Annotated in this window: 14 protein-coding genes; 9 read left to right on the top strand and 5 right to left on the bottom strand. The window is 40.6% G+C overall.

Translation table 11 applies throughout. The features are described from left to right. Positions 1-89 precede the first annotated feature (89 nt). Positions 90-2,096: an S-layer homology domain-containing protein gene (locus KSU66_RS03575; protein ID WP_269050041.1), complete on the top strand. Its 2,007-nt coding sequence runs from the start codon at positions 90-92 to the stop codon at positions 2,094-2,096. Positions 2,097-2,226: 130 nt separating this feature from the next. On the opposite strand, the gene KSU66_RS03580 is transcribed toward KSU66_RS03575, so the two are convergent. Genes KSU66_RS03580 through csaB form a run of 4 tightly spaced genes read right to left on the bottom strand, consistent with a single transcriptional unit; the run spans position 2,227 to position 7,678 of the window. After that, positions 2,227-3,801, bottom strand: a complete 1,575-nt coding sequence (locus KSU66_RS03580) for a hypothetical protein (RefSeq protein ID WP_269050042.1) — start codon at positions 3,799-3,801, stop codon at positions 2,227-2,229. A gap of 22 nt (positions 3,802-3,823) precedes the next feature. Beyond that, entirely contained in the window at positions 3,824-5,332 is a 1,509-nt protein-coding gene (gene murJ, locus KSU66_RS03585; RefSeq protein ID WP_269050043.1) for a murein biosynthesis integral membrane protein MurJ, read from the bottom strand. A gap of 48 nt (positions 5,333-5,380) precedes the next feature. Continuing rightward, positions 5,381-6,553 carry a glycosyltransferase family 4 protein gene (locus KSU66_RS03590; protein ID WP_269050044.1) on the bottom strand — a complete coding sequence of 391 codons (1,173 nt, stop codon included), beginning with the start codon at positions 6,551-6,553 and terminating at the stop codon, positions 5,381-5,383. Between the two features lie 3 nt (positions 6,554-6,556). Continuing rightward, complete coding sequence (csaB, locus tag KSU66_RS03595) at positions 6,557-7,678, bottom strand: polysaccharide pyruvyl transferase CsaB (RefSeq protein ID WP_269050045.1); 1,122 nt, start codon at positions 7,676-7,678, stop codon at positions 6,557-6,559. Between the two features lie 87 nt (positions 7,679-7,765). Between csaB and KSU66_RS03600 the strand changes: the two genes are divergently transcribed. From KSU66_RS03600 to KSU66_RS03610, 3 genes are all read left to right on the top strand, one after another. Continuing rightward, positions 7,766-8,548: a WecB/TagA/CpsF family glycosyltransferase gene (locus tag KSU66_RS03600; protein ID WP_269050046.1), complete on the top strand. Its 783-nt coding sequence runs from the start codon at positions 7,766-7,768 to the stop codon at positions 8,546-8,548. 299 nt (positions 8,549-8,847) lie between these two features. Then, the gene (locus KSU66_RS03605) at positions 8,848-10,122 is read left to right on the top strand and encodes a nucleotide sugar dehydrogenase (protein ID WP_269050047.1); all 1,275 of its coding nucleotides are present in this window, start codon (positions 8,848-8,850) and stop codon (positions 10,120-10,122) included. Between the two features lie 37 nt (positions 10,123-10,159). Next, positions 10,160-11,557, top strand: coding sequence for an O-antigen ligase family protein (locus KSU66_RS03610; protein WP_269050048.1), 1,398 nt, complete (start codon positions 10,160-10,162; stop codon positions 11,555-11,557). A 149-nt stretch (positions 11,558-11,706) separates the two neighbouring features. On the opposite strand, the gene KSU66_RS03615 is transcribed toward KSU66_RS03610, so the two are convergent. After that, the gene (locus KSU66_RS03615) at positions 11,707-12,084 is read right to left on the bottom strand and encodes a helix-turn-helix domain-containing protein (RefSeq protein WP_269050049.1); all 378 of its coding nucleotides are present in this window, start codon (positions 12,082-12,084) and stop codon (positions 11,707-11,709) included. Positions 12,085-12,468: 384 nt separating this feature from the next. On the opposite strand from KSU66_RS03615, the gene KSU66_RS03620 reads away from it, so the two are divergent. The 5 genes from KSU66_RS03620 (at position 12,469) to KSU66_RS03640 (ending at position 23,980) form a co-directional block, all read left to right on the top strand. Beyond that, the gene (locus tag KSU66_RS03620) at positions 12,469-15,459 is read left to right on the top strand and encodes an S-layer homology domain-containing protein (RefSeq protein ID WP_269050050.1); all 2,991 of its coding nucleotides are present in this window, start codon (positions 12,469-12,471) and stop codon (positions 15,457-15,459) included. Between the two features lie 859 nt (positions 15,460-16,318). Further along, on the top strand, positions 16,319-16,534 hold the full coding sequence (locus KSU66_RS03625; protein ID WP_269050051.1) for a hypothetical protein: 216 nt from the start codon (positions 16,319-16,321) through the stop codon (positions 16,532-16,534). A gap of 65 nt (positions 16,535-16,599) precedes the next feature. Next, positions 16,600-21,462, top strand: coding sequence for an endonuclease (locus KSU66_RS03630; RefSeq protein ID WP_269050052.1), 4,863 nt, complete (start codon positions 16,600-16,602; stop codon positions 21,460-21,462). Between the two features lie 498 nt (positions 21,463-21,960). Beyond that, positions 21,961-23,298 (top strand): TrkH family potassium uptake protein, encoded by a 1,338-nt coding sequence (locus tag KSU66_RS03635; RefSeq protein ID WP_269050053.1) that lies wholly within the window; start codon positions 21,961-21,963, stop codon positions 23,296-23,298. Between the two features lie 25 nt (positions 23,299-23,323). Further along, on the top strand, positions 23,324-23,980 hold the full coding sequence (locus KSU66_RS03640; RefSeq protein WP_269050054.1) for a potassium channel family protein: 657 nt from the start codon (positions 23,324-23,326) through the stop codon (positions 23,978-23,980). The last annotated feature ends 474 nt before the right edge of the window (positions 23,981-24,454 follow it).

The raw sequence follows: 24,454 nt of genomic DNA on the forward strand, positions 1-24,454 counted from the left end.
TTTATTGGATGAATAGCCTTTTTATTATTATTCCCTGTTATTATTAATAGAGACATAGATTCATACTAAACTAGACCGGGGTGGAGAATATGCAGTTAGTCAAAAGAACGCTTCTATTACTAGTCGCGTTTGTAATCGCTTTTTCAGTATATGCAACGAACGATAGTGCTTATGCAGATGATATTTCAGGAAGAGCACTTGAAAAAGAAATGAGGGACATGATAGATAGAGGGATTCTATTAGGTTACGGTGAGGGGATATACCGTCCCGAGGACAATGTGACCCGCGCACAATTTGCAGCGTTCATTGCCCGTGCACTTGAGCTACCCGATAGCGACAGTAAGTTCATAGACGTTCCTTCATCATTAAAACTCGCAAAAGAAATTAGCAAAGTGAAAAGTGCCGGAATTATGACCGGTTATAGTAATAATTCATTCTGGCCGAATAATAATATAACTCGTGAAGAAGTGGCTACTACAATTGAAAATGTGCTTAAGTACAGTAAAATGGACATCATAGAAAAAAGAATGATTTTTAGCGATCAAGGCGAATTTGTTTCATCAGCTGGCGTTCGCTCCGTATTCCATGCAGCTCACTATGGGATTGTAAGTGGATATAAAAATGAAGATGGTACATTGCGGTTCGAACCAAAGTCACCGGCAACGCGCGAACATGCAGCGGCATTCATCTCGCGTTACCTAGCAGCGAAGGGCGATCCGATACCGCCGGTTGATTTAGGGCTTTACCAACTGGCAACAATTAAGAATGGTAAACTCGTAAAAGACTCAAAAACGTATGCGAACTACTCGGATGCGGAAACACTGTTTAAAAATGGAAAATTCGATGCGATGTATCGCGGCAACGAACTCGTTCGCATCCAAACGGGCATTGCCTACAGCAATAACTTTGTAACAAATGCTGCGGGGAAAAAAGTACCTGATGTTACAACGATGTATGAATCATATAATGGGACAACTTTTAGAAGTCAAATCGCCTACATTGAACATGGTCGCGAAATGCGTTATATAGACGCCAACGCGGATGCGGTTAAAGTACAAATTGGCGCAACAATTGGATGGGTCAAGCATTCCGAAGTAGATTTCATCCCACTTGCATTGTTGCAAAACCGCGAGTACTATATGAAAAATCAATACGGCACATTAGAACATTATGTATATAACTATATGTCGAAAACCGGTTCGAGTTATACAATCGGACCTGCCGCGAAGGAATTGCAACAAGGTGTTCGTTACTACAGCTATGACGGCGTTCACTTCAGCAATGCTCAAGGTCACTTAATCGCAACGGACTACAACTATTTCCAATTTTTAAATGTCCGTTCGAAAACAAGCTACACAGCTGTCGAACTTGAAAAGTTTATAATGGATAATTTGGCGATACGTGAAAGAACAAATCTTGCTAAATATAAAGATGCCACGAAGAATTCGAAATTGATCGGAACGGCGAAATATATGATTAAAATGCAAGAGGAGCAAAACGTCAACGCATTATTCATATTGGCAGCGGCAATTCACGAAAGTGATTACGGGATTAGTGATAATGCAAAAACTAAAAATAACTTATTTGGAATTAAAGTATATGACAGCGCGCCTGAAGAAGGTTTAGTGTTTCCAAAGCCAGAGCATAGCATTCAAAGCTTCGTTCTCGATTATATGAATAAAAACTATATTCCATCGAACGCAATGCATGCGAATGGCGCGGCCCCGGGGAATAAAACATCCGGATTCAACGTCAAATATGCATCCGACCCAAACTGGGGATCGAAAATTGCGGGGCATATGTTCCGTATCGATATTGCGCTTGGAAAGAAAGACATTCATAAGGAAAAATTGATTATGACGTCACATTCGGCGAACATCAACGTTCGTTCCGAGCCAGACACAACAAAAAACAACATCATCTTCAAGTATCCACCTAGAATCCTAGGCTACGCCAATGACATGGGCAACCCACTCGTCGTTGTCGAAGAAAAGAAAGGCGCGGACGGATACACTTGGTACAAAGTATTATCCGATGACCCTGCCCACACACACGGCTGGGTACGCTCGGACTTAGTGAAAGTAATATCGAACTAACCAAAAACCCCTTCCAGTTGTGGAAGGGGTTTTTGATTATACCGATCGAGTTTCCAACGAATGCGTTTGAGTGTCCAACCATTCCGCCGAAGTGTCCAACGAAAGCACCGAAGCGTCCAACAACCCCACTTTACTCCAGCAATCCTCGAACCTTCTCAATCAATTCCACGTCTTCATTATCCAAATACGCCAACTTCGCGTCAATCATTTCATCAAAATACACATTGCGCTGCAACTTCAATTGTTCCAGCAACTTCTGCGTCTCCAATAAGTCGAATAACGTCAGCTGGGGGTAGTCATCGCCTGAAAATGTCCCATCTGGTCGTGCTTGGTACCACAAATCCCCATTGTCACGAATCCATCCACCGTCCGCTTGACCGAACGACTCGATGCCTGCAATCACCTTTAAAGCGACGTCCATATACTTCACATCGCCCGTATCTTGAAATGCAGTCAACAAAATCTTCAATCCACCTAGTTCATGATTCAGCGAGGCGTGTGTCACCGGCGTTTCCGCATCTTCATCGAAATAATCAACGATCAAATACCCATCATTCACTTCGATAATTTCCCCCGTTTCGACACGCGACAATAAATAATCCGCATACAAGGGCACATACAACTCCGCATCCGTCACATCGTCTGCGAACTCCCGCACGGTCTGATCCAAGAAGAACGCTACGTATTCGTTGTACCGCGTATCGACATAAGGCGCACGCACCCCATACGCATTGCCCAACCACGTACTCGTGTATTCTGTCGGCCAGCGCGTTCCTTCAAACTCATCTATGTAATAAAGAAGATTCGCACGAGAATTCAAGACCATCGTCTCAAAAAATACAGATTCAGACTTTCGATGCCAATCAAGCGCGAAGTCATCCTGAGTCCGTCCAATTACGCGGCCGTAGCCCATCTCAGTCGATGGTTCGATTGAAAAAGCTAATTTCGTAAAAGGTCCATCCATCGTCAACCAATTGAGCTGGGACATCTGATTCGTTAACGCAAAGTCGATGTAGTCATTTTCAATCTGCTCCGAAGGGAATAAATCTTGAGCAGACAGCAGCAACCAAGACTCCGCCACCTCGCCGCCATCTATTTCATAAGACTTAAAAACTTGCCCCTCAGCGACGGTGACATCCCGTAACTCTTCACTCAATTGTCTAATTCGACTAACTTTCCCGTTCTCATATTGTTTCTCCATCTTTTTCGAAACAAACACATGACCGACAATCATATTCAGCGAATTTCCGGTCACTCGACCAAACGGATTGACGGTAGGGTCTAAGCCAAATGTATTATGATACGCATGTTCAATAACCGCAGGGTTCCAACTTTTCGTTTCCAAGTCGGCCCCGTCTTTAAACGAAAATGTCGTTTCCACCTCAAACTTCTTCCGTCCATCGTTCTCCATTCGCTCGAATAGGAAAGTCGTTTGATTGCCAAGCGTTCTTTCTACGATTGAATACGTCCCGGAAGACTTCCCGAAAAACGTGACGTCAAACTCGCGGATGCGATCGACGGTGTTTTCCATTTTGCGTTCTCGTTCGTTTGTAAACCTAACTTGTAAATAAGAAGGGGTCCGAAGAGAAATATCATAGTTTTCATGTTCGTAGACGACCGTCGTTTTAGTTGATAAGAAAAACCAACTACTAGCGCCTAGCAATAAAACAATGAAAGCAGATAGACTAACTAAAATCTTTTTCAAAATAAATTGCACCCCCGAAATGCTATCTCCTTACCAATTGTAAAAACCGCATAAATCCTTCTCTATAAACTACATAAAGCATCCCAGCATATACCAGAACTCCGACCGGTACCAACACACCAAGTTGGACGAGAGAATACCAGTCAGAAGCACCTAGTCCGACTTTCAATCCCCAAATGGCGAGACCCATAACGATAGCCGGTCCAATAACCCGCACGCTCATCCGTCCAAAGCGTTGCAACTCCGCCATGCCAAGGTCTTTGTAAACGACGATCATTGAAACTGCAAAGTAATAAATACTAACGACCGAAGCTGAAATTGCAAGGGCAGGGTACCCATACTTATCGACAAGCAACCAGTTCAATAAGAAGTTCACCGCAATCGTCGTGACGCTTATGCGAAATACAACGGCTGTTTTACCCCGAGCATACATAGATCTCGATAAAATCAGCTGCATCCCTTGAAATACAATAATCGGCAAATACAATAGAAGAGCAGTATGTGTATTCGCAGTATCCGCAGCTGTAAATTTCCCGCGCTCGTATATGAATGAAATCGCTGCATCGCCAACAACGAGCAAACCGACCGCGATTGGTAACAACGTCACTAAGGAAATTTCCATCCCGCGGAAAAACGTATCTTTAAACTTCGCTTTGTTTTCTGTCTGCTCACTCATGAGCGTGAAAATAATAGCGGCAAGTGTCGTCGCGTAAATTGCGTTCGGTATACTTATAATGAGGGAAGAGTTATTTAAATAAGTAACTGCGCCGTCACCAGTTCCCGAAGCGAACGCTTTGTTGACAAATAAGTTTACTTGCCCGACGACCGCATTTAGCAAGGAAGGGATAATTAATATCAAAAACGCTTTCCTAAATGCGCTCTCCATTTTCAACTCCGGGCGCCATTGGTAATCCGACCGTACTAAATAATAAATTTGAATACCAACGCCGAGAAGCGTACCGAATATAAACCCGTAAACGAGAGAGAAGATTCCCCATTGGCTACTGAAAAGCAATGCGAATACAGCAGCCATTAAAGTAGCTAGCAATTTCGACACTTGTGAAGGAACGAAAATACGTCTCGACTGCAAATAAGAATCGAGCAATCCACTCAACACAATAACGGTCATGAAAGCAAAGAAAACCTGGGTCATTTCAACCGCAATGACTTCGGTTTGAGGTGCCATATTCCCGTAAATCAACGGAACAAAATAGCGAGCACCGAACCAACCCGCAACACTGATCCCGATAAAAATAAGCATCGTCCAGTTTAAAAGTGCATTGGCATTCCGATCGTCATCGTTTGCCCCGGATGCCCGACTTTTCACATACATCGGTAAGAACACGTTGTTGAATCCTGTCGCCACCATCGCAATAACTAATGTAATAAACGGAAATGCCAAAAAGTATGCATCCGTCTCAAACGAAGCACCAAACTCCTTCGCAACAATCGATTCACGTATAAAACCCGAGAACTTCAGCAATAACGCAATAGCCGTCGTCCATAACGCTGCTTTTTTTAAACTCCCCATAATACCCTCCATATAACAAAGCTCCCAGCAATCGCAGGGAGCTTGAAGTCACTTATTTAAAGCTAATTTATAAATTGCTTCATATTTTTCGGCTGCCGCAAAGTGCGAGTACTCCGCAACAATCTTCGCACGTGCCGTATCGGCTAAGCGTTGACCTTCTTCAGGGTTTGCTAACAACCGGATCATCGCATCGGACAACTCTTCAACGTTTTGCTCTTCAACAAGCAAGCCGTCTACACCGTCAACGATAATTTCTTTCAATCCACCAACCGCACAAGCGACTAACGGAACGCCGGAACCCATTGCTTCAAGTGCCGATATCGACGTCGCTTCTTCTACCCCTGCGGAATAAATAGAAGGAACAAGTGCTACGTTCGCCAACGCATAATACTCAATCATAATGGAGTGATCGACTGCACCAACCATCGTTACACGGTCTGCGATACCAAGCTCTGTCGCTTTATTTTTCATCTCGTTCATCATTTCACCTGTACCGGCAAACACGACACGTGCTTTCGGAAACTTCTTCAACACAGCTGGTAAAGACAAAATCGGATAGATAACTCCGTTTTTCTTCGTCAGTCTGCGTGGAACAAAGAAGATCAAATCATCTTTTTCGAACCCGTGCTTTTCACGGAACTCATCACGTCGTTCAATTTCAGGCTTGAACGATTCGACGTCTATGAAGTTCTTAATCATATGACCGACAACGCCCGCTTCGCGTTCAATATATTCTTTAATACGCGTATCTACCGTAATGACTTCTCGCGTAGCTGTATACGACACACGTTCATCAGCCATCAATTTCTTCGCTTCGGCAGACCCTTCGATAACGGTCCCTTTCGATATGCCTTCAAACGTTAAGTAGCCGTGAACTGTACTAACGACGGGAACACCTGATGGAATCGCCGCAAACGTCGTATAGACGTCTTGCGCGTTAATAATGTCGTATCCTTTTGACGCTTCTACTTTAATAATCGCTTCAAGTTCTTCTTTACGTCGTTTTAACGTCCATACATAACCGGAACCTTTTTTTACTTTATTCAATAAAAAAGCGGGGCCCCTTACAATGCCGTCTCTCTTCCATTTCGGTACATCGGAGAAGGAGACGATGTCTACTTCATGTCCACGAGACTCAAGGCCAACTTTAAGTGTCGCCAAGTGAACGGACATCCCTCCAAGATGTGGATAATCATATGCAGTTGCGAGTAAAATTTTCATAATTCAACGTTCTCCTTTCAAAAACCGTTCTTGCAATAAATCAACATTACGTTTCGCTTCGTTTCGTAAAACATTCACATTAGGTATGATCATTTCTTGCAATTCATCCTTATGATCAAGTGCATACAAAGCATTCTCAAGCAGTCTTTCTTTCGTGAACTCTCCGAGTGGGAAAGAGCGATCCCACATACCCGAACGTTTCAAAAAGCTTTCCACTTTGCGGTCGTAACTCAGTCCAATATGTGGCACATCCGACAACGCCGCAAAAATCAATGCATGTAAGCGCAATGCGATTGTTAAATCGGTTTTAGCGATAAAGTTATAAAACTCATTTGGAGTGAAAGACTCGCCTAAAAGACGGGTCTTATCTGCGAATTTCATCTTTTCCATTACCTTTTTAGAGACATTCGTGTCATACGGAGGTTCCATCGGTACAAACACTGGAAGCACACCGCGTTGCTCAATTAGCTCGTCCAACACCCACGCAAGCTTCTCAATATACTCATCTTCATGATCAAACCAAGGTCTCGGCGCAACAGCTACAAGTCGTTCATCGCCGTTCAGACCAAGGGATGCATACGCTTTGTTATCTTCGTCAGGTTGAAATGCAAATACAATATCTGCCGTAACAACCGTTTCAGGGCGCTTCACGCCGAGTGAATGCAAATAGTCTTTCGAATATTGATCGCGCACGGTTACGAAGTCCGCCATATTTGCAAAAACTTTCATTAAAATTTTACCCCATCTGCTCGTCACAGGGCCAATCCCTTGTGAAAAGAACATGACTTTCGCACCGCATAATTTCGCCAAAAATACGATTAGTAAATAGTAGGGAAGGGGTCCGAACAAAAACTTCGTCGGATATGTATCTTGAAGAAGTCCACCGCCACCTGAAATAAGTAGATCGGCCTTACGCAGCGCCTTCACTTTTTCTTTATTTCCATGACGCCAACCACGATAGACGGATTTTACGCCATATTCTTTTGCAGTCTGTTCGGGGGATAAAGAAAACACCGTAATGTCGGGGTTATCCAATTCTTTACGTAAATTATCGACGATTGCTTTTAATATCGCTTCATCGCCCGTATTGCCAAGGCCGTAAAAGCCAGATAATACAATTTTCAATCTAGAGTTCCTCCTTAAAAAATGGGTGCTTTCACAGTCCTGTCAAAGCATCATACTGTCAAGATTTTATCACTCTTTGGCTAGGCTATGCAACCCGTAGGTAAATCTGATATACTGTTAAAATTGGAAGCCGATGAATCGAGGTCTATAACATTGAAGGAATCATACTTAGGCGTGCACGTATCGCCACTCACATATGAAGGCATTGTGACAGAATTGAAAACACGTATAAAAGAAGGCGAGCAATCGACAATTATAGCCGTCAATCCGGAAAAAGTGATGGCGGCACAAAAGGATCCACAAGTGATGGATCTGATCAATAACTCTACTTTTCAAATCGCGGATGGAACGGGTATTTTACTTGCTTCCAAACTAAAAAAAGGGACGATTACGTCACGGGTGACTGGTGTGGACATGATGGCACGTCTCCTAAAGTTTGCGGAAGAAGAGGGGTATCCGATTTATCTTTACGGTGCGAAAAAAGAAGTTATTGAAAAAGCAGCAGCAAATATAAAAAACAAGCACAAAGGAATTACGATAGCAGGAATAACAGACGGCTACGAGCAAGATGAGGAAGCGCTCATTGAACGCATTAACAACAGTCAGGCCAAAATGATTTTCGTCGCGCTCGGCAGTCCGAAGCAGGAATTATGGATTCGACGAAACTTGGACAAGCTGAAAGACGTCCAAGTATTTCAAGGTGTCGGCGGCAGTTTTGACATATTCTCGGGAACCGTCAAACGAGCACCCGCTTTTTTTAGGAAGTTCGGAATCGAATGGTTGTACAGGCTCATAAGCAATCCAACACGCCTCAAAAGACAACTCAACCTCCCAAGGTTTTTGATCAAAGTACTGTTTACTAGAAAGTAGAAAAACGCAAGGCTTCTATATATATAATGTTGAAATAAAGAATCCCTCTGAACCCGCTTCGGCGCTTGGGGAGGCCTCCCGCCGTAAGCCTGACAGAAAACCACTGCCAGTCTTACAGCTACGGCTACCCCAGTAAGGCGCCTTTGCTAGTTTATTCCTCAAATTCAACGTATATGTGTATTTTAATTTAATAGAAACGTCTTATTTCAACGATTTTCTTTTTTATGAAGTATCTTTATATCAGCAAACACAACAAAAAATCTTATCCAATCCAAGTTCAATTAAAGGAGATTTTACACATGAAAAAGTCAATCTGTGTTGTCGGTTTAGGTTATATTGGTCTGCCGACATCCGTTATGTTCGCGAATCACGGCCACCAAGTCCATGGGGTCGATGTCAATGAAATGGTCGTCAACAATATTAACGATAAAAAATTACACATCGAAGAAGATGGGCTTCAAGAACGGCTCGACTCGGCAATTGACTCGGGGTTACTAACCGTCGCAACAGATCCTGTAACAGCAGACGTCTTCATCATTGCTGTTCCTTCACCAATCCGGGCGGACAAGTCTGCGAATCTCGAATATATACGAAACGCTACAAAATCGATTGTTCCTTTCGTCGAAAAAGGGAATCTTGTCATCTTAGAGTCAACGGTTCCACCGCGCACAGTTGAAGACGTAATGATTCCGGAACTCGTAAAAACTGGACTTGAAATCGGTTCGGATCTATTTGTCTCGCATTCACCGGAACGGGTCATCCCCGGAAAAGTATTCACAGAACTCATTTCAAACGACCGAATTATTGGTGGCGTTACCGAAGAATCAGCAAGAATGACGTCTGACTTATACCGCACATTCGTCGTGGGAGAGATGCATGAAACAGACGCAACAACTGCAGAACTCGTTAAAGTGATGGAAAATACATACCGTGACGTCAACATTGCGCTGGCAAATGAACTGGCAAAAATTTCGACCCATATCGGTGTCGATGTGTGGGAAGCTATCCGTCTGGCGAACTTCCACCCACGCGTGAACATTCACCAACCCGGACCAGGTGTTGGCGGACATTGTATCGCAGTCGACCCTTGGTTCCTTGTTGAACTAGACCCCGCGAATGCACAAATTATTAACTTAGCAAGACAAACAAATGATGGTATGCCATCTTATACCGCACAAATGACCGCGGACCTTTTACAGGCAAAAGATATTAAAAATGCGAAAGTCGCCGTATTTGGTCTTGCGTTCAAAGGCAATATCGATGATATGAGGGAAAGCCCGGCAGTCGATGTTGTGAGTCAACTGAATGCTAGACAATTAGAAGTAAAAGCGTTCGACCCGCATATTAAATTGAACAATATTAAAGAACAAACACAAAATAGAGAAGAAGCGCTACAAGATGCATCGGCAATTGTTATTTTAACAAATCACGACGAATTCACATCGATGGACCCGGAAGAAATAGGGGAAACGATGTCAACAAAAGTGATTATTGACACGAAAAACTGTATAGACCGTGTAAAATGGAAAGCAGCCGGATTTGACGTCTACATCCTCGGCAATTCAAAGCAATGAGATCAAAAAATTTAAAACGAAAGAGGATATAGTCTCCATGGAACTTAAACAGCATAAAATAATGCTTGCGATTGCCGTATTCATTATTCTTCAACCGCTTATTGATGTCTTAACGACAGCATCTATCCTATATGTCGATTTGCCCGTTACGATTGGCGTACTTATACGATTAGCTTACTTAGCAATTATGGCGGCGTGGATTGTCTATGCTGCGCTAACAAGTAAAAAAGCTAAACTGTACTTAGCGTACTTAACCGGGTTTGCTTTACTCATTGTCATTAATTTTGCAACAAACTATTTTGTAAAAGACCCATTTCTAATGGTGGAAGAGCTCACATTTTACACGAAAGTTGTCTATTTCCACGTACTATTTTTTGGTTTCCTTCTATTATTAGAGAAACTTGCAGAACGAGGCACGGATACAAAAAGCCAACTGGTCAATTACTTTCTCATTTCAGCATTATTCATCAGCGCAGTTTTTATCGTGTCACAAGTAACTGGCACAAGTCTTACGAATTACGCTCGGTCAAAAGAAGGATGGACCGGGTGGTTTTATGCGGGCAATGAAATTGGAGCCATTATGGCGATCCTTCTTCCTTTGACAGCATTGTTTGCAGTTACTCGAACGTTTAAAGTGAAAGACATTACGCAATGGATTCCATTTGTACTTCTATCAATCTCTATGCTTGCGCTAGGGACAAAAGTTGGTTATGGCGGAATTGTCATTGTTTTACTAGCTGTTTTAGTAGGAAGTTTGATCATATGGGTATTGAAATTACGGACTGAAAAGATTGAAAACGTCCGCTCGAACTTCTTCGTTTCGTTCATTTTACTTATCGTCCTTGCTGGTGTAACACCATTTACACCGGTTTTTGGAAACATGTTTGCGCATTTGGACATACTCGGTCTAAACTTTGAAAAACCTCCCGTACAAGTCGACGAATTCGGGGAAGTAATAGAGGATACGGAAGAAGAAAAGAAACCTCAAATTACTGGAGAACAAATGGAGAACCTTATTTTCAGTAGTAGGGAACAATATGTGAAAAACTATGAAATACAATTTAAAGAAGCACCAGCCGTTCAACAGCTTTTCGGTATGGGGTATGCGGGGAACTATGACTTACCTGAACGACATAAGCCGCTCAAGATGATTGAAATGGATTTCCATGATTGGTTCTATTCATTTGGACTTATTGGATTCCTCTATATGATGGCACCGATTGTCTATTTTGCCGGGTTACACATTTTGAGATTCGTCAGACGAATTCCGAAAACGTTTGACTACTTCCACATCTTAACGGGTGTCTCAATTCTATTAGGTATTGGGATTAGTTATACTGCCGGTCACGTACTCGTTGCGCCTGCCGTATCAATTTATATGGCCTTCTTATTAGCCGCACTTATTGTTATCGGTCGGGCAGAGGATCAACGATAAGTGAGGAAAAGATGGGATGAGTAGACTTACATAGCGATATGAGACACATATAAAACACCTTTATTAGGCTGCCATTACACCGTATTTTATTGGTGTCAGGTAGCCTAATTTTGCTTGGATACTTTTTTCAGTATAATAATTCAAATAGGTTATAACCCGCTCACTAACTTCTTGATCCCTTCAGCACACCATCTATAATAGTTTGCCCGCGGTACTTCTAAAACACTCAAAATAGCATTAATCGTATACTTACCCTTGAATTTCTCTACGATTTGTAAAACTACTTTTTTCAACCTCTTTTTGATATCCATCTTCAGATGAGATAATTGGCGCTTCTGATTGTCGTTTTCACTCGCGTATTCGGGACCATAGCCGAAGGTATATTGTTTACCAATTTGCTGATCAAATCGATAGAATTCATTGTTTCGGTAGCATCTCATCCATGTTTCAATCTGTGATTTATTTTGGATTCCATGCATTCTCATAATTTCTTTAGTCGTTAATTCACCGCTTAGTCTTAACCCCAATTAACTTCACTTGAATATACATTTTTGCCGATGCAAAAACACCTTCGATGTAAGTACTTTTTACAAGAGTACTTACATCGGAGGTGTTTTATATTTTCTCAATAATTTAGGTTAGTCCAGAGCTAGTTAGGTAAAAAGTCACGGAAACCTAGAACACCTGTCTATTAGCCTATTAAAATAGTTGTAAATGGATAAAACATGACGTATAATAAATTGAATGTTTAGACAATGCCACTTTGTAACTAGTAATAAACTACCAATCTATTAATATTTATTAACAGATTAGTAGCATAGTTCAATAAAAGATGGTATGCTTTTAATTGTGCACTAAAGTCGATATCTTTCGACAAACAGAACTATCTAAAACAGGGAGGAATACTACAAATGGTTTTAAAAACAAATAACTACAAAAAATTCGTAGCAACTGCTGCTACTGCAACTCTTGTTGCAACTGCAATCGTTCCAGGAGCATCTGCTGGAGTAACAACAGCTTCATTCACTGACGTACCTGCTTCATACAAAGAGGCAGTTAACTTTGTTGTTTCAAACAACTTCGCACTAGGTGAAAAACCAACATCATTTGGTATTGACAACAATATCAAACGTGGAGACTTTGCTTCAATTCTTGCAAAAGCTGCAGGCCTTATGGACGACAAAGCACCAGCTTCAGGTTTCTCAGACGTAGTTGCACGTGATGCAATCGCTGTTAACTCACTAAAAGCTGCTGGCGTTATTAACGGTGTTTCTGCAACTAAATTCGGTTCTGCAGACCCTATCAAACGTGGCGACGCTGCAATCATGCTTCAAAAAGCACTAGAACTTGACACTGGCGACGCTAAAGCTGACTTTTCAGACGTTAAAGATCGCTATAAAGATGCAGTTGCTGCACTAGTTAACCTAAAAGTAACAAACGGTCAGACTGCTACTCAATTCGGTACTGACAGCAACATCAAACGTGGAGATTTCGCTAAGTGGCTTTATGCACTTAAAGATTTCGTAGTACTAGGAGATCCAGCACCAGCACCAGTACCAGTACCTGGCGAACTTGGAATTGGTTTCTCAAAAGCATACTTGATTGCTGACGGAAACGACAACCTTCTTGTTACTTTTGAAATTCTTGGTAAAGACGGTAAAGTAGATACTTCAATTAACGGTATTTCACTTGAGCTTCGTTCATCACACGGTACATTTGATTTCAGTAAAGTAACTGTACAAAACGGTGTAGCACAAGCTACTTTAACTTCACAAGCAAGTTCTAAAGATCTTGACGTTAAAGTTGAAGCGATTGTTGATGCAACTACAATTCCAACTGACGTACAAATTGGTACAAAACACGTTAGCAAAAATATTGCATTCAAAACTGATGCAGGCTTAACTCCAAAAGTTAACCTTGTAGCAGCTGAATCAAACCAAGCTGACCGTGTCTTTGCTAAGTTCGATCAAAACGTTGAGCTTTCAGATTTCGTAAAAACTAATTCAGATGGCCAGCTTCTTTATGATGTTTATGCTACTGATGGACAAACGCTACTAGAAGATGCAGTAGTTAAAGCAAAAACTCTTAAATATGATGCTGAACAAGTTAGACATTCATTAAGAGATGTAAAAAATGAAACAGGTACTACTAAATCACTAGTTGTTAAACAAAATGGTCAAAAATTCGCTGTTCAAGGTATCAAAGCAATTGAAGGTAATTCAAAAGCATTTGATATCATTCTTGTTAAAGCAGCAAATTCTGACGGTGTTGTAGATGTACTTGACAACAATAAAACAATTGTTGTTGAAAGTAACTATACTGCACGTAAAGGACAATTTAACGGCCATGTTACAAACTCAACAGTTAAGTTCATTTTAACTGATGCAACTGCTCCATCAGCTGTTAAAGTTTATAACGAAAGCCTTAAAGACCTAGTTGTTGAATTTTCTGAATCAGTACTAGATGGGTCAGCTGCTTTCAAACTTGACGGTATTTATGGCGTTGGAACTGGTATCAAAGATCCAGTATACGGCGAGTTCGATGTTCGTACATTAGTAGACGAGCGCCACCTAGTCTTCTTAGAATTGACTAAAGACTATAAAGAAATTAAAGGCAACCCTGGATACTTCAGTGCAGGTCAACACAAAGTAGAAGTAAGTGCTTATAAAGACTTTGCTGGTAACTTGGGTGCTACTAAAAACTTAACGTTCAACGTAGCAGCTAACACTGTACGTCCTACAGCTGAAGTAAAAGTATTGTCACCAGAACAATGGCATATTACGTTTAATGCACCTTTAGTACAACCTAATGTTATTTTAACTAACGATAATCTTGTTGTAGAAGTATATAACGAGAAGTTGAAGAAATTCGAAGAATCAAAAGTTAAATTAGGTGTAAACGCGGTAATTGAACGAGTTGGAAAAACAAATGAATATGTCTTGGAACTTACACAAGACTGGACTCACATTTATGATACTGCAAACAATCCAAATGCAAATTATTATAATGATGAGTACCGTGTTGTTCTTAAAGGATATAATGAGCTTGAAGCAGCAGGTAACACGAATGCAGCTATCAAAAACTCTGATAATGGTTTAGCACTAGTAAATGATTTCGTACTTGAATTAAATGACCCAATTATGAAATCTGCTGATACAACTAGTCCGAAAATCAAAAAAATTACACAAGCTGACCTGAAAGACTTGTTTATTGTAACTATGGATGAGCCAGTTAAACTTAAAGGCGATGTGGACAACGCTGGAGATACACCGAGCCAAGAACAAAATTGGAACGTTCCATTAACAACAGTTCAATTTATCGGTAAAGATGCGGCTGGAAAAACTGTAACAATCAATGGTACTTATACTAAGTATGTTGATCATACAGATACAAGTTTCTATGTTAAATCCGATCAAAACCTTCAAAACCTTGTGAATAACAAAGGATATTCAGAAGACTGGAAAGTAGTTGTTAAAGCTATTTCTGACGATATCGGTAATACAGCAGCAACTGAAACTGAAAACTTCAAAATTCTAAAACAGGTTACTGTTGCACCATTCTTCATTGAAGAAGCTCACTACGATTCAAATTCTATCGTTGTTACATTTAGTGACGGTGTACTTCATAAAGGAGAAACATTTGATGCAACTAGAGTTACAAACTATGCATTGAATGGCAAAGCTCTTCCAGAAGGTACTTCAATTTCAGTTGAAGATAAGGATAGTGTTGCAGGTTATGAAACTGTAATCATTACATTCCCAGCTGGAACATTGGATGTTAAGTCTAATAACGTACTAAACGTTCAAAGAGAACTTAAATCTTATGATGGTGCTAAACTTGAGGGCGAGCACGAAATTGAAATTCCATACAATGTCGATGGAAACACTTCTAACGCATCATAAACGAAACGTTGCTTTATAAACCGTTAATTCGGTGAAATAAGCGGAATATCAACCCCATGATTTGCTCTTTGGAGTTTTTCATGGGGTTTTATTCTAACTATCTATTCCAATTAGTGGGTGGAATTCCTACACTTGTTAACAGTCTTAAACATGTGCCTAATCCTCCTGTATCCAGTGAAGCCTTATCCGGCGGAAGGGGTAAAGTCAGGTGAAGTCGTACTCGAAAGAGGCGGGGCTCTTTAAAAGACAACCATGGTCAGGCAACGAATCCATGTTGATCCAGGGTGAGGTAGTAGATGCCGTGTAAAGCGAAGCTAGGGGTTCGGCATGTATCCTTGAATATGAAATGATTTAATGGCGGTCAGCCTAATTGACTGTTAAACTGGCCGTTCTCATTCCTGAAAAGTGGAGACCTACCGTTGTCAAAAAGAGGGATGGAATGGATGGAACGTTTGAAGCTTTGCTAGAAGAGGTGGGATAGCACCTATGAAACTAGTAAAGTGGCGGCGAGTTCATAGTAGTGTCGATCATTCGCCGTTTGCATCGTCATGGTAACATGGTGAGAGGGTAAAACGAATGGGAGCGAAGGAACTCAGTCTGAAGTAGTTTTTAATTTATTTCCCTGAAATAGACAAATGGATAGCCGATCTGCATATATTGTAGATCGGCCTTTTTTAACGATATATAATTGAGTATTCCATTAGGTTTTCATGGGAATACTAAATTACTTCTGACGGATCGCCGTGTGCGATGAAAGTCGCCTGCACGGTGAAGGCCCGAAACGAAAGCTATGGATCTTTTCATAGTATAAGACGGGAATAGCGACGATGGTTTTTCAGGAACAGTAGGTAACCCTAAAGTGCATGATGGTAATGTGGAAATTGATATAACAGATATCGGTTCTTTATCGAATGCCATTGTAAGAGGTAATTTAACGATTATCGGTACAATAACGGGTAATACTACTTTTTCAAATATTAAGGTTGAGGGCGATCTTGACCTATCCGGAATTGACGGCAATCCCTTCGACTTAGATTTAAGTGATATCGAAGTTGGCAGAGGCACGATTATATAACTGGATTTCCCAGCCTCGGCTGGGAATCTATTTACTAAATATAAAGGATGATTGGGGAGTATTTAATGAAAAGCAAAAAACGTACGAGAAGATTCAATATCGCACTTATCTTCATCATGATTCTGAGTTTAGTATCACCTGTTAGTTCAAACACTGCACAAGCCGCAGATAATGCTATTTCAGTCGCTGATGCGATTGCGAATAATGGTGGAAAAGCTACTGTAAAGGGATATATTGTAGGAGTATATTCGAATAGTGGGCTTGTAACAGATACATCGAAATTTGTAGCAAGCAATCTAGCAATTGCAGACAGTCCTGACGAAACAGAAAAGATTAAAATTTTACCTGTTCAATTACCGGCAGGTGCAGTCAGAACCGCACTTAACTTAGTGGATCATCCTGAGTTAGTCGGAAAACAAGTTACAATTTCAGGTAATATTGAAGCGTATTTTAGTCAACCTGGATTAAAATCTCCAACTGGTTATTCGACTGTAGAAGAAGATTCAGAAATACTTGCTACTGATCTCTTCATTTCTGAATACGTCGAAGGAAGTAGTAACAACAAAGCGATTGAACTTTACAATGGGACAGGCGCTGCCATGGATTTAAGCGACTACTCATTGGAGTTATATGTAAATGGTAAAACTATAATTCAAAGCACCTTGAAACTTACAGGTAATTTGGAAAATGGAAAGACATACGTGATTGTTCATGGACAATCGAATGATGAGTTGAAAAGTAAGGGAGATTTAACAGATAGTAATATTACAGGATTTAACGGCGATGACGCATTTGTTCTAAAGAAATCGGGAGTGATTATTGATTCCTTTGGACAAATAGGTGTTCAGGAGAAATGGGGAGAAAATGTTACCCTCGTTCGTAATAGCTCGGTTACATCAGGAGATCCAATTGCGGATGATGTTTTTGCTCCTTCTTTAGAGTGTACAAGTTTTCCAATAGATACGTTTACAAATTTGGGATCCCACACAATGAACGGTTCATCATCTGGCGGTCCAGATCCTGTTGAACCTGCTGAAATCATTTCAATTGCTGATGCGCGTGCTTTAGGGGCCGGCACAAAAGTAACCGTTAAGGCAGTTGTAGCGGCGAAATTGAAAAATACGATATCAGTACAAGATGGTACGGGTGGACTAGCAGTACGTCCCACTAGTTTAAATGTATCAGTTGGCGATGAAGTGACGTTAAGGGGAACTTTAGCTGACTACCAAGGCTTACTTCAATTGGATAGTGCATCGATTGTTGAAAAGTTCGGAAACGCCGGTGAACCAGTACCTAAAGAAGTAACAGGTGCCCAGGTAAGTGAAGTAAATGAATCTATTCTAGTTAAAGCTACAAATATTACATTAACTTCAGTAGATGCGAATTTTAACTATACAGCGACTGATGGCACAACAGAATTCATTGTCCGTGACGAAAACGGTACGCTCGGTTTAATTGCAGGGAATCAATACGAATCGATTGTAGGGATTGTTCAGCAGTTCGGTGCGGCGTATCAAATTATTCCACGTTCACAGCAAGACATTATTGTAGATAGCTCAATCATGCAACCAGCCACTGCGAATCCAAGTAGCGGAACGTTTGTTGGAAGCACGACTGTAACATTATTAACAAGTACGGCAAATGCAGACATCTATTACACGCTAGACGGCAAGGATCCAACTACAAGTGGTGCCACTAAATATAATGCACCAATTGAAATTACAAAAAACACAACACTTAAAGCAGTTGTAAAAACTGCGGATGCTACAAGTGAAGTGAAGGTATTTGAATATACAATTACGGATAGCCTTCGAATTCATGATATTCAAGGAGCTGGACATACCTCTCCATTTGAAGGTCAAACAGTTGAAGGTGTTGAAGGAATTGTAACTTATTCATTCACATTAACTGGTTCAACGTATTACCATATTCAAACACCAGATGCATTGGCGGATGATAACCTAAATACATCCGAGGCAATCGTGTTGTATAGCGGAAATAGCCCTTGGCCAATCCAAGTTGGTGATTTAGTATCCGTAACAGGACAAGTTAGTGAATATGCAATCGATGGGTATGCAGATCGTCAAGACACAGACATGAAAACAACGCAAATCAATGTAAGAAATGATGCAGGTGGAAAAGTTACCAAGTTGGAAAGTAATGTGAAATTACCAACACCAATCAAAATTGATGAAACGAATCTACCAACTAAGCATATTGATAGTGATAGGTTAGCTATATTCAATCCGGACGTAGATGCAATTGATTTCTGGGAAAGTTTAGAAGGTATGCTTGTGGAAGTTGATAACGTAAAAGCAGTAGCACCACAACAACACGGCGACCTTACAACTGTTCTTGAAAATCGAAAAACAAACTCCTTACACGGAGGACTTCTACTAGAAGAAGGCAACTTTAACGCAGACCGTATCCAATTCCGTTTAGAGCCAAATGGAGATGCGCGTAACTTTGAAGTCGCGACGGGTGATACGTTCAATGGAACGATTAAAGGTGTAGTAGGCTATTCATTCCAAAACTATAAAATCTATGTTGACTTGGATGAGATGAAGAAGAAGCATTCTAAAGGAACGGCAACACCAGAAAAAACAACTATTGTAAAAGCGGATGACAAGTTGACCATCGCTTCATACAACTTGGAAAACTTCTCGAATAATAAAACGTCTACAACGAATGACAAAGCACAGAAATTAGCAAGAGCCTTTGCTAAGGATATGCAAAGTCCCGATATTGTTGGAGTAACAGAAGTTCAAGATAATAACGGGCAAAGTAAAGGTGATTCAAAAGCAAACGAAAGTTATAAACGACTTATCGACGCCATCAAAGCGGAGGGCGGCGTAGAATATGAATACGTAAATATCGACCCAGAAAATAACAAAGATGGCGGCGCGCCAGATGCGAATATCCGAGTCGGATTCTTATACAATCCAGACCGAGTGACGCTGACGGAGGGGCTTCCAGAGGGAGATGCGACAACAGCGGTTGGTTATAAAAACGGAAAACTTACACATAATCCGGGACGTATTGAACCGAATAATGCAGCATTCAACAGTAGCCGTAAACCACTTGCAGCACAATTCGAGTTCCAAGGGGAAAGCGTTGTTGTTATTGCCAACCACTGGAACTCGAAAAATGGAGACACGCCACTCTTTGGTTCAAAACAACCACCTGTTAACGGGAGTGAGGCACAACGCCATAAAATTGCAGAAATCGTCTATAATTTTGTGAAAGATATTAAAACTCAAAATCCAACGGCAAATGTTGTTTCAGTAGGCGATTTTAACGACTTCCAATTCTCGAAGTCCTTAAAGATTCACGAAGGCGATTTGATGACGAATATGATTAACAAAGTAGAAACAGCGGATCGTTACTCATATGTCTTTGGTGGAAATTCACAAGTATTGGATCATGTTTTAGTATCCAATCACTTGGCTGACAAAACAGCAATCGATATTTTGCACATCAATGCGGATTTCACGGATATGGCGGGACGCGCAAGTGACCATGACCCAGTTCTTGTCCAAATTGATTTTGCGGATAAAGAAGTTGTTGTACCAATAGTAGCTGAAAAAACATACAACTTTAAAAACTTTAAAACGAAAAAATTAACGATTAACCAACCAAGCGTATCCATTACACTTGATGGGAAGTCAGTAATTACGGAAGGCGTTCTGTTTACAGGAAACTATGCAGAATTCCACGGTGCAGGCTTTGCCAACACGACCGTAACGATCAAACCAGCAAAAGCTGGCGCGATTATTGATTTCAAAGGGACCGAAATGAAAGAGGTCATCATCGACGGCGCGAACGTCAAAGAAATTAGAGGCGCCGAAAATATTCAAAGCATTAAATTTATCAACGGTGCAAATAAGGACAACATTAAAATTACAAACGTAAAAGGGAATCCCATTGGGATTCCTTCTTTACCTAGTGAAAACAAAGCGCCGGTTATAAAGAAGGCAATTCCGAATCAGACGGTTAAAGAAGGAGAGTCTATCTCCATCTTATTGACCGACCATTTCTCGGACCCTGAAAATACAAAGCTTACATATAGTTCTACGGTGGGTACAATCGATCTTAATTCACTAAATCTAACACTCTCAAAAGGCGACTATATTGTGGGAGTTACCGCTTCGGATGGAGAGAAGACTGTTACAGCTAGTTTCACAGTCAAGGTAACAGCCGATATCGAAGTGCCAGCGGATGATTATTACAAAGAAGCGATGGGCAAGAGTGGACCGGCGTTAAAAGCCGCGCTTCACGAAATCATTGATGGACACAAGGAGCTTTCTTACAGTGAAGCGTGGGAGGCACTGCGTGAAACAGATGAAGACCCGAAAAACGTCAATAATGTGATTTTATTTTATTCCGGAGAGTCCCGCTCGAAAACTCGTAATGGTGGGAATGTTGGCGATTGGAACAGGGAACACACTTGGGCAAAATCGCATGGTAATTTCGGAACAAGTAAAGGACCTGGAACAGATATTCATCACCTTCGTCCTACAGATGTTCAAGTAAATAGCTTAAGAGGCAATTTGGATTTTGATAATGGGGGTACCGCTGTAAAAGGTTGTGACGGTTGCTTAAAATCAGCGAATTCTTGGGAACCACCCGATAATGTAAAAGGTGACGTCGCACGAATCCTATTTTATATGGCGACTCGCTATGAACAAGGTGACAAAGTCGACTTAGAGTTAAACGAAAAACTTAATAATGGAAGCGCGCCTTATCATGGTAAGCTTTCGACACTTCTCGAATGGCACAAGCAAGACCCAGTCGATGCGTTTGAAGAAAACCGAAACAATGTTATCCAAGAATGGCAAGGCAATCGGAATCCATTCATCGATCACCCTGAATGGGTAGAGCTAATATGGCCACAAGCCGCACCAGCCAAGCTCGATATTGCTTCATAAGCTAGAACTTTGAAAAGTCAATCGTTAAAGTAACGCGGTTGGCTTTTTTTATTTTGGAAAGAGCGGGTGTCCAACGAAATCGGTCGAGTGTGCAACCATTCCCCGGAAGTGTGCAACAAACCCAATCAAGTGTGCAACGATTCTCCCGAAGTGTGCAACGAATCCAGCCAACCGTCCAACGATTCCTTCGAAGTCGACTACTACACAAGTGGTAGATGCATTAAACGTCGTATCCTAAACTAGAGTACTCTAAGTTTAGGCCTTTTTAATTTTAGTGCTTTAACTATGGACTATATAAGGGTAGTATTTATAGTAGTCAAGGTGCTCAAAGGGTGGAGAATTGAAAGTTCAAAACGCTATCCTATTTACCTTCCGAGGTGACTGATTATTAACCCTTATTTAATTATTCTAACTACTGGTAATGTCGGCAGTTTACGTATACTTAACATACCTGTTTTAAATATGTATACATAAAACTAATTCAGTTAGGAGATAATTATGAAAAAAGTAAAAGGTTATCTTGATCCACCAAAAATTCTTCTATTTGGATTTACAGCTGTCATTCTTATTGGAGCATTGTTATTGACTCTTCCCATTGCCACAGATGATGGAAAGGGCCTTTCGTTTTTAAATGCTTTATTTACCTCTACATCCGCTACATGTGTAACTGGGCTTGTCGTTGTAGATACTGGAAATACATTTACAATGTTTGGTGAGTTGGTCATATTATCGCTCATTCAAGTCGGTGGATTGGGATTTATGACTTTTGCCACTTTTGTATTACTCTTATTAGGTAAAAGAATTACTTTAAGGGGAAGGTTGCTCCTAAAAGAATCATTAAATAATACATCCATTGAAGGAATAGTAAGGTTAGTAAAAAGAATATTGATATTTACCCTAGTGATTGAGATTATCGGCGCAATTATTTTATCGATTCGCTTTTCTTTCGATATGCCAATTGGAAAAGCCATCTATTATGGTGTTTTTCATGCCATATCAAATTTCAATAACGCAGGTTTTGATTTAATGGGAGATTTCCGGAGCCTGACTCCTTATGTAGAAGATCCTATCGTCGTTTTAACTGTATGTGCCCTTGTCACATTAGGTGGTCTAGGTTTTATTGTCATGAACGAAATTTATCAGTACCGCGAAACTCGTCGTTTATCTGTACATACAAAAGTAGTTTTGGCGATGACGTTAATTCTAACGCTTGGAGGAGCTATATTACTCTTCATTTTTGAATTTGGCAATACTAAAACATTAGAGCCTTTGTCCCCTATCGGAAAAGTATTAGGATCATTATTTCAATCGGTTACTTCTAGGACAGATGGTTCTAATACGTTACCTATTGGAAGTTTAACACAGTCCTCTTTGTTCGTTATTATTTTGCTAATGTTTATTGGTGCTGCTCCAGGATCAACGGCAGGTGGCATAAAAGTAACTACATTAGCTGTATTATTCGCCACTGTTTGGTCTCAAATTAAAGGGCGTGATGACGTTGTATTATTCAAACGTAGAATTTTTATTGAAACTATATTAAAAGCACTTACTGTTACTTTAATTGGATTATTTCTTGTTATTATCATGACTATGTTATTGAGTATAACGGAAAAGGGACATGATTTTATTGTGTATCTATTCGAAGTTACTTCTGCGCTTGGTACTGTAGGTCTATCGATGGGTTTAACCCCAGAATTATCCCCTATGGGTCGTTTACTTATTATTTTCACTATGTTCGCAGGGAGATTGGGCCCTTTAACAGTTGCATTTGCAATTACTAAGAGGAGGAAACCGAATGCTTTCCATCATCCAAAAGGAAAAATAATGATTGGATAATTATAACGAAGGGGTGTATATAGAAATGGCAAAACAACAATACGCTGTTATTGGTTTAGGAATATACGGAAATAGTGTAGCTAGAAGATTATATGAGGCTGGACAGGAAGTTTTGGGAATTGATGTTAACGAAGAGCGAGTGGAAGAGGCTGAATTATTCGTTACTCATGCAGTCGTGGCAGATGCCACTGAAGAAGAAGCACTAATTTCAATCGGAATTCGAAATTTTGATTGTGTAATTGTCGCAATTGGAAATGATATGCAGTCCAGTATTTTAACAGTGTTGCTCCTAAAGGAACTGGGAGTGAAAAAAGTAATTGCGAAATCTCTAAGTAAGCATCATGGTCAGGTTTTAGAAAAATTAGGGGCGGATTGGATTACTTATCCTGAAAGAGATATGGGAGAACGTGTTGCAAATCAGCTTTTGTCACCAAATGTGTTGAATTACATTGAACTGTCAAAAGAATACAATGTAGAGGAAATATTAATCCCTTCAAGAATGGCTGAAAAAAGTTTGCGGGAACTTGATATTCGTTCCAAATATAATGTAAGTGCCATTGCCATCGTAAGAAAAGGAGATATCATCATATCTCCACTTTCAGAACAGATTATTCATAAAGGAGATTTATTAGTAGTGATTGGAAGTAAAGTGGATCTAGCCAGACTTTCAAATATAGAATAACATTTGTCCGACTGAACACCTTAAGATACGCTGAACTTTCTTGTCGTTCACATGGCTTCCTTTGTTTTTTAACTCCAGAAGGATATCCTTTAGTCCAAACTTTTCTTTGAGTTCGAATGATAACGCTGTTTGTGCTTTTCGGGATAGCCCTTCGAATCCGTCTGAAAAGCTCTTAACTTTTTTAAATACTCTACCTCCAAACGAAGGAGTTCATTTTCCCGTTCTAGTATCTGTCCTTGTGTCATCTCATTAGTTTTTGTTTGTTTACTAGTATTATTTTTGTTAGTTACTTTATTAGACATGGATGGTCGTCCTCTTGGTCTGTCCAGGGCTTCAGTGCCACCCCCAAGGAACTTTAGCTTCCATGATGTGATTATCGGTGGGTTGGTTAATCCAAAATGATAAGCTGTTTCAGTTTCCGAAGCGCCTGTCCTTTTCATAAAGCTTAGTACATCCAGCTTAGCTGTGTTCGTT

It is taken from the genome of Sporosarcina sp. G11-34, assembly GCF_026931025.1.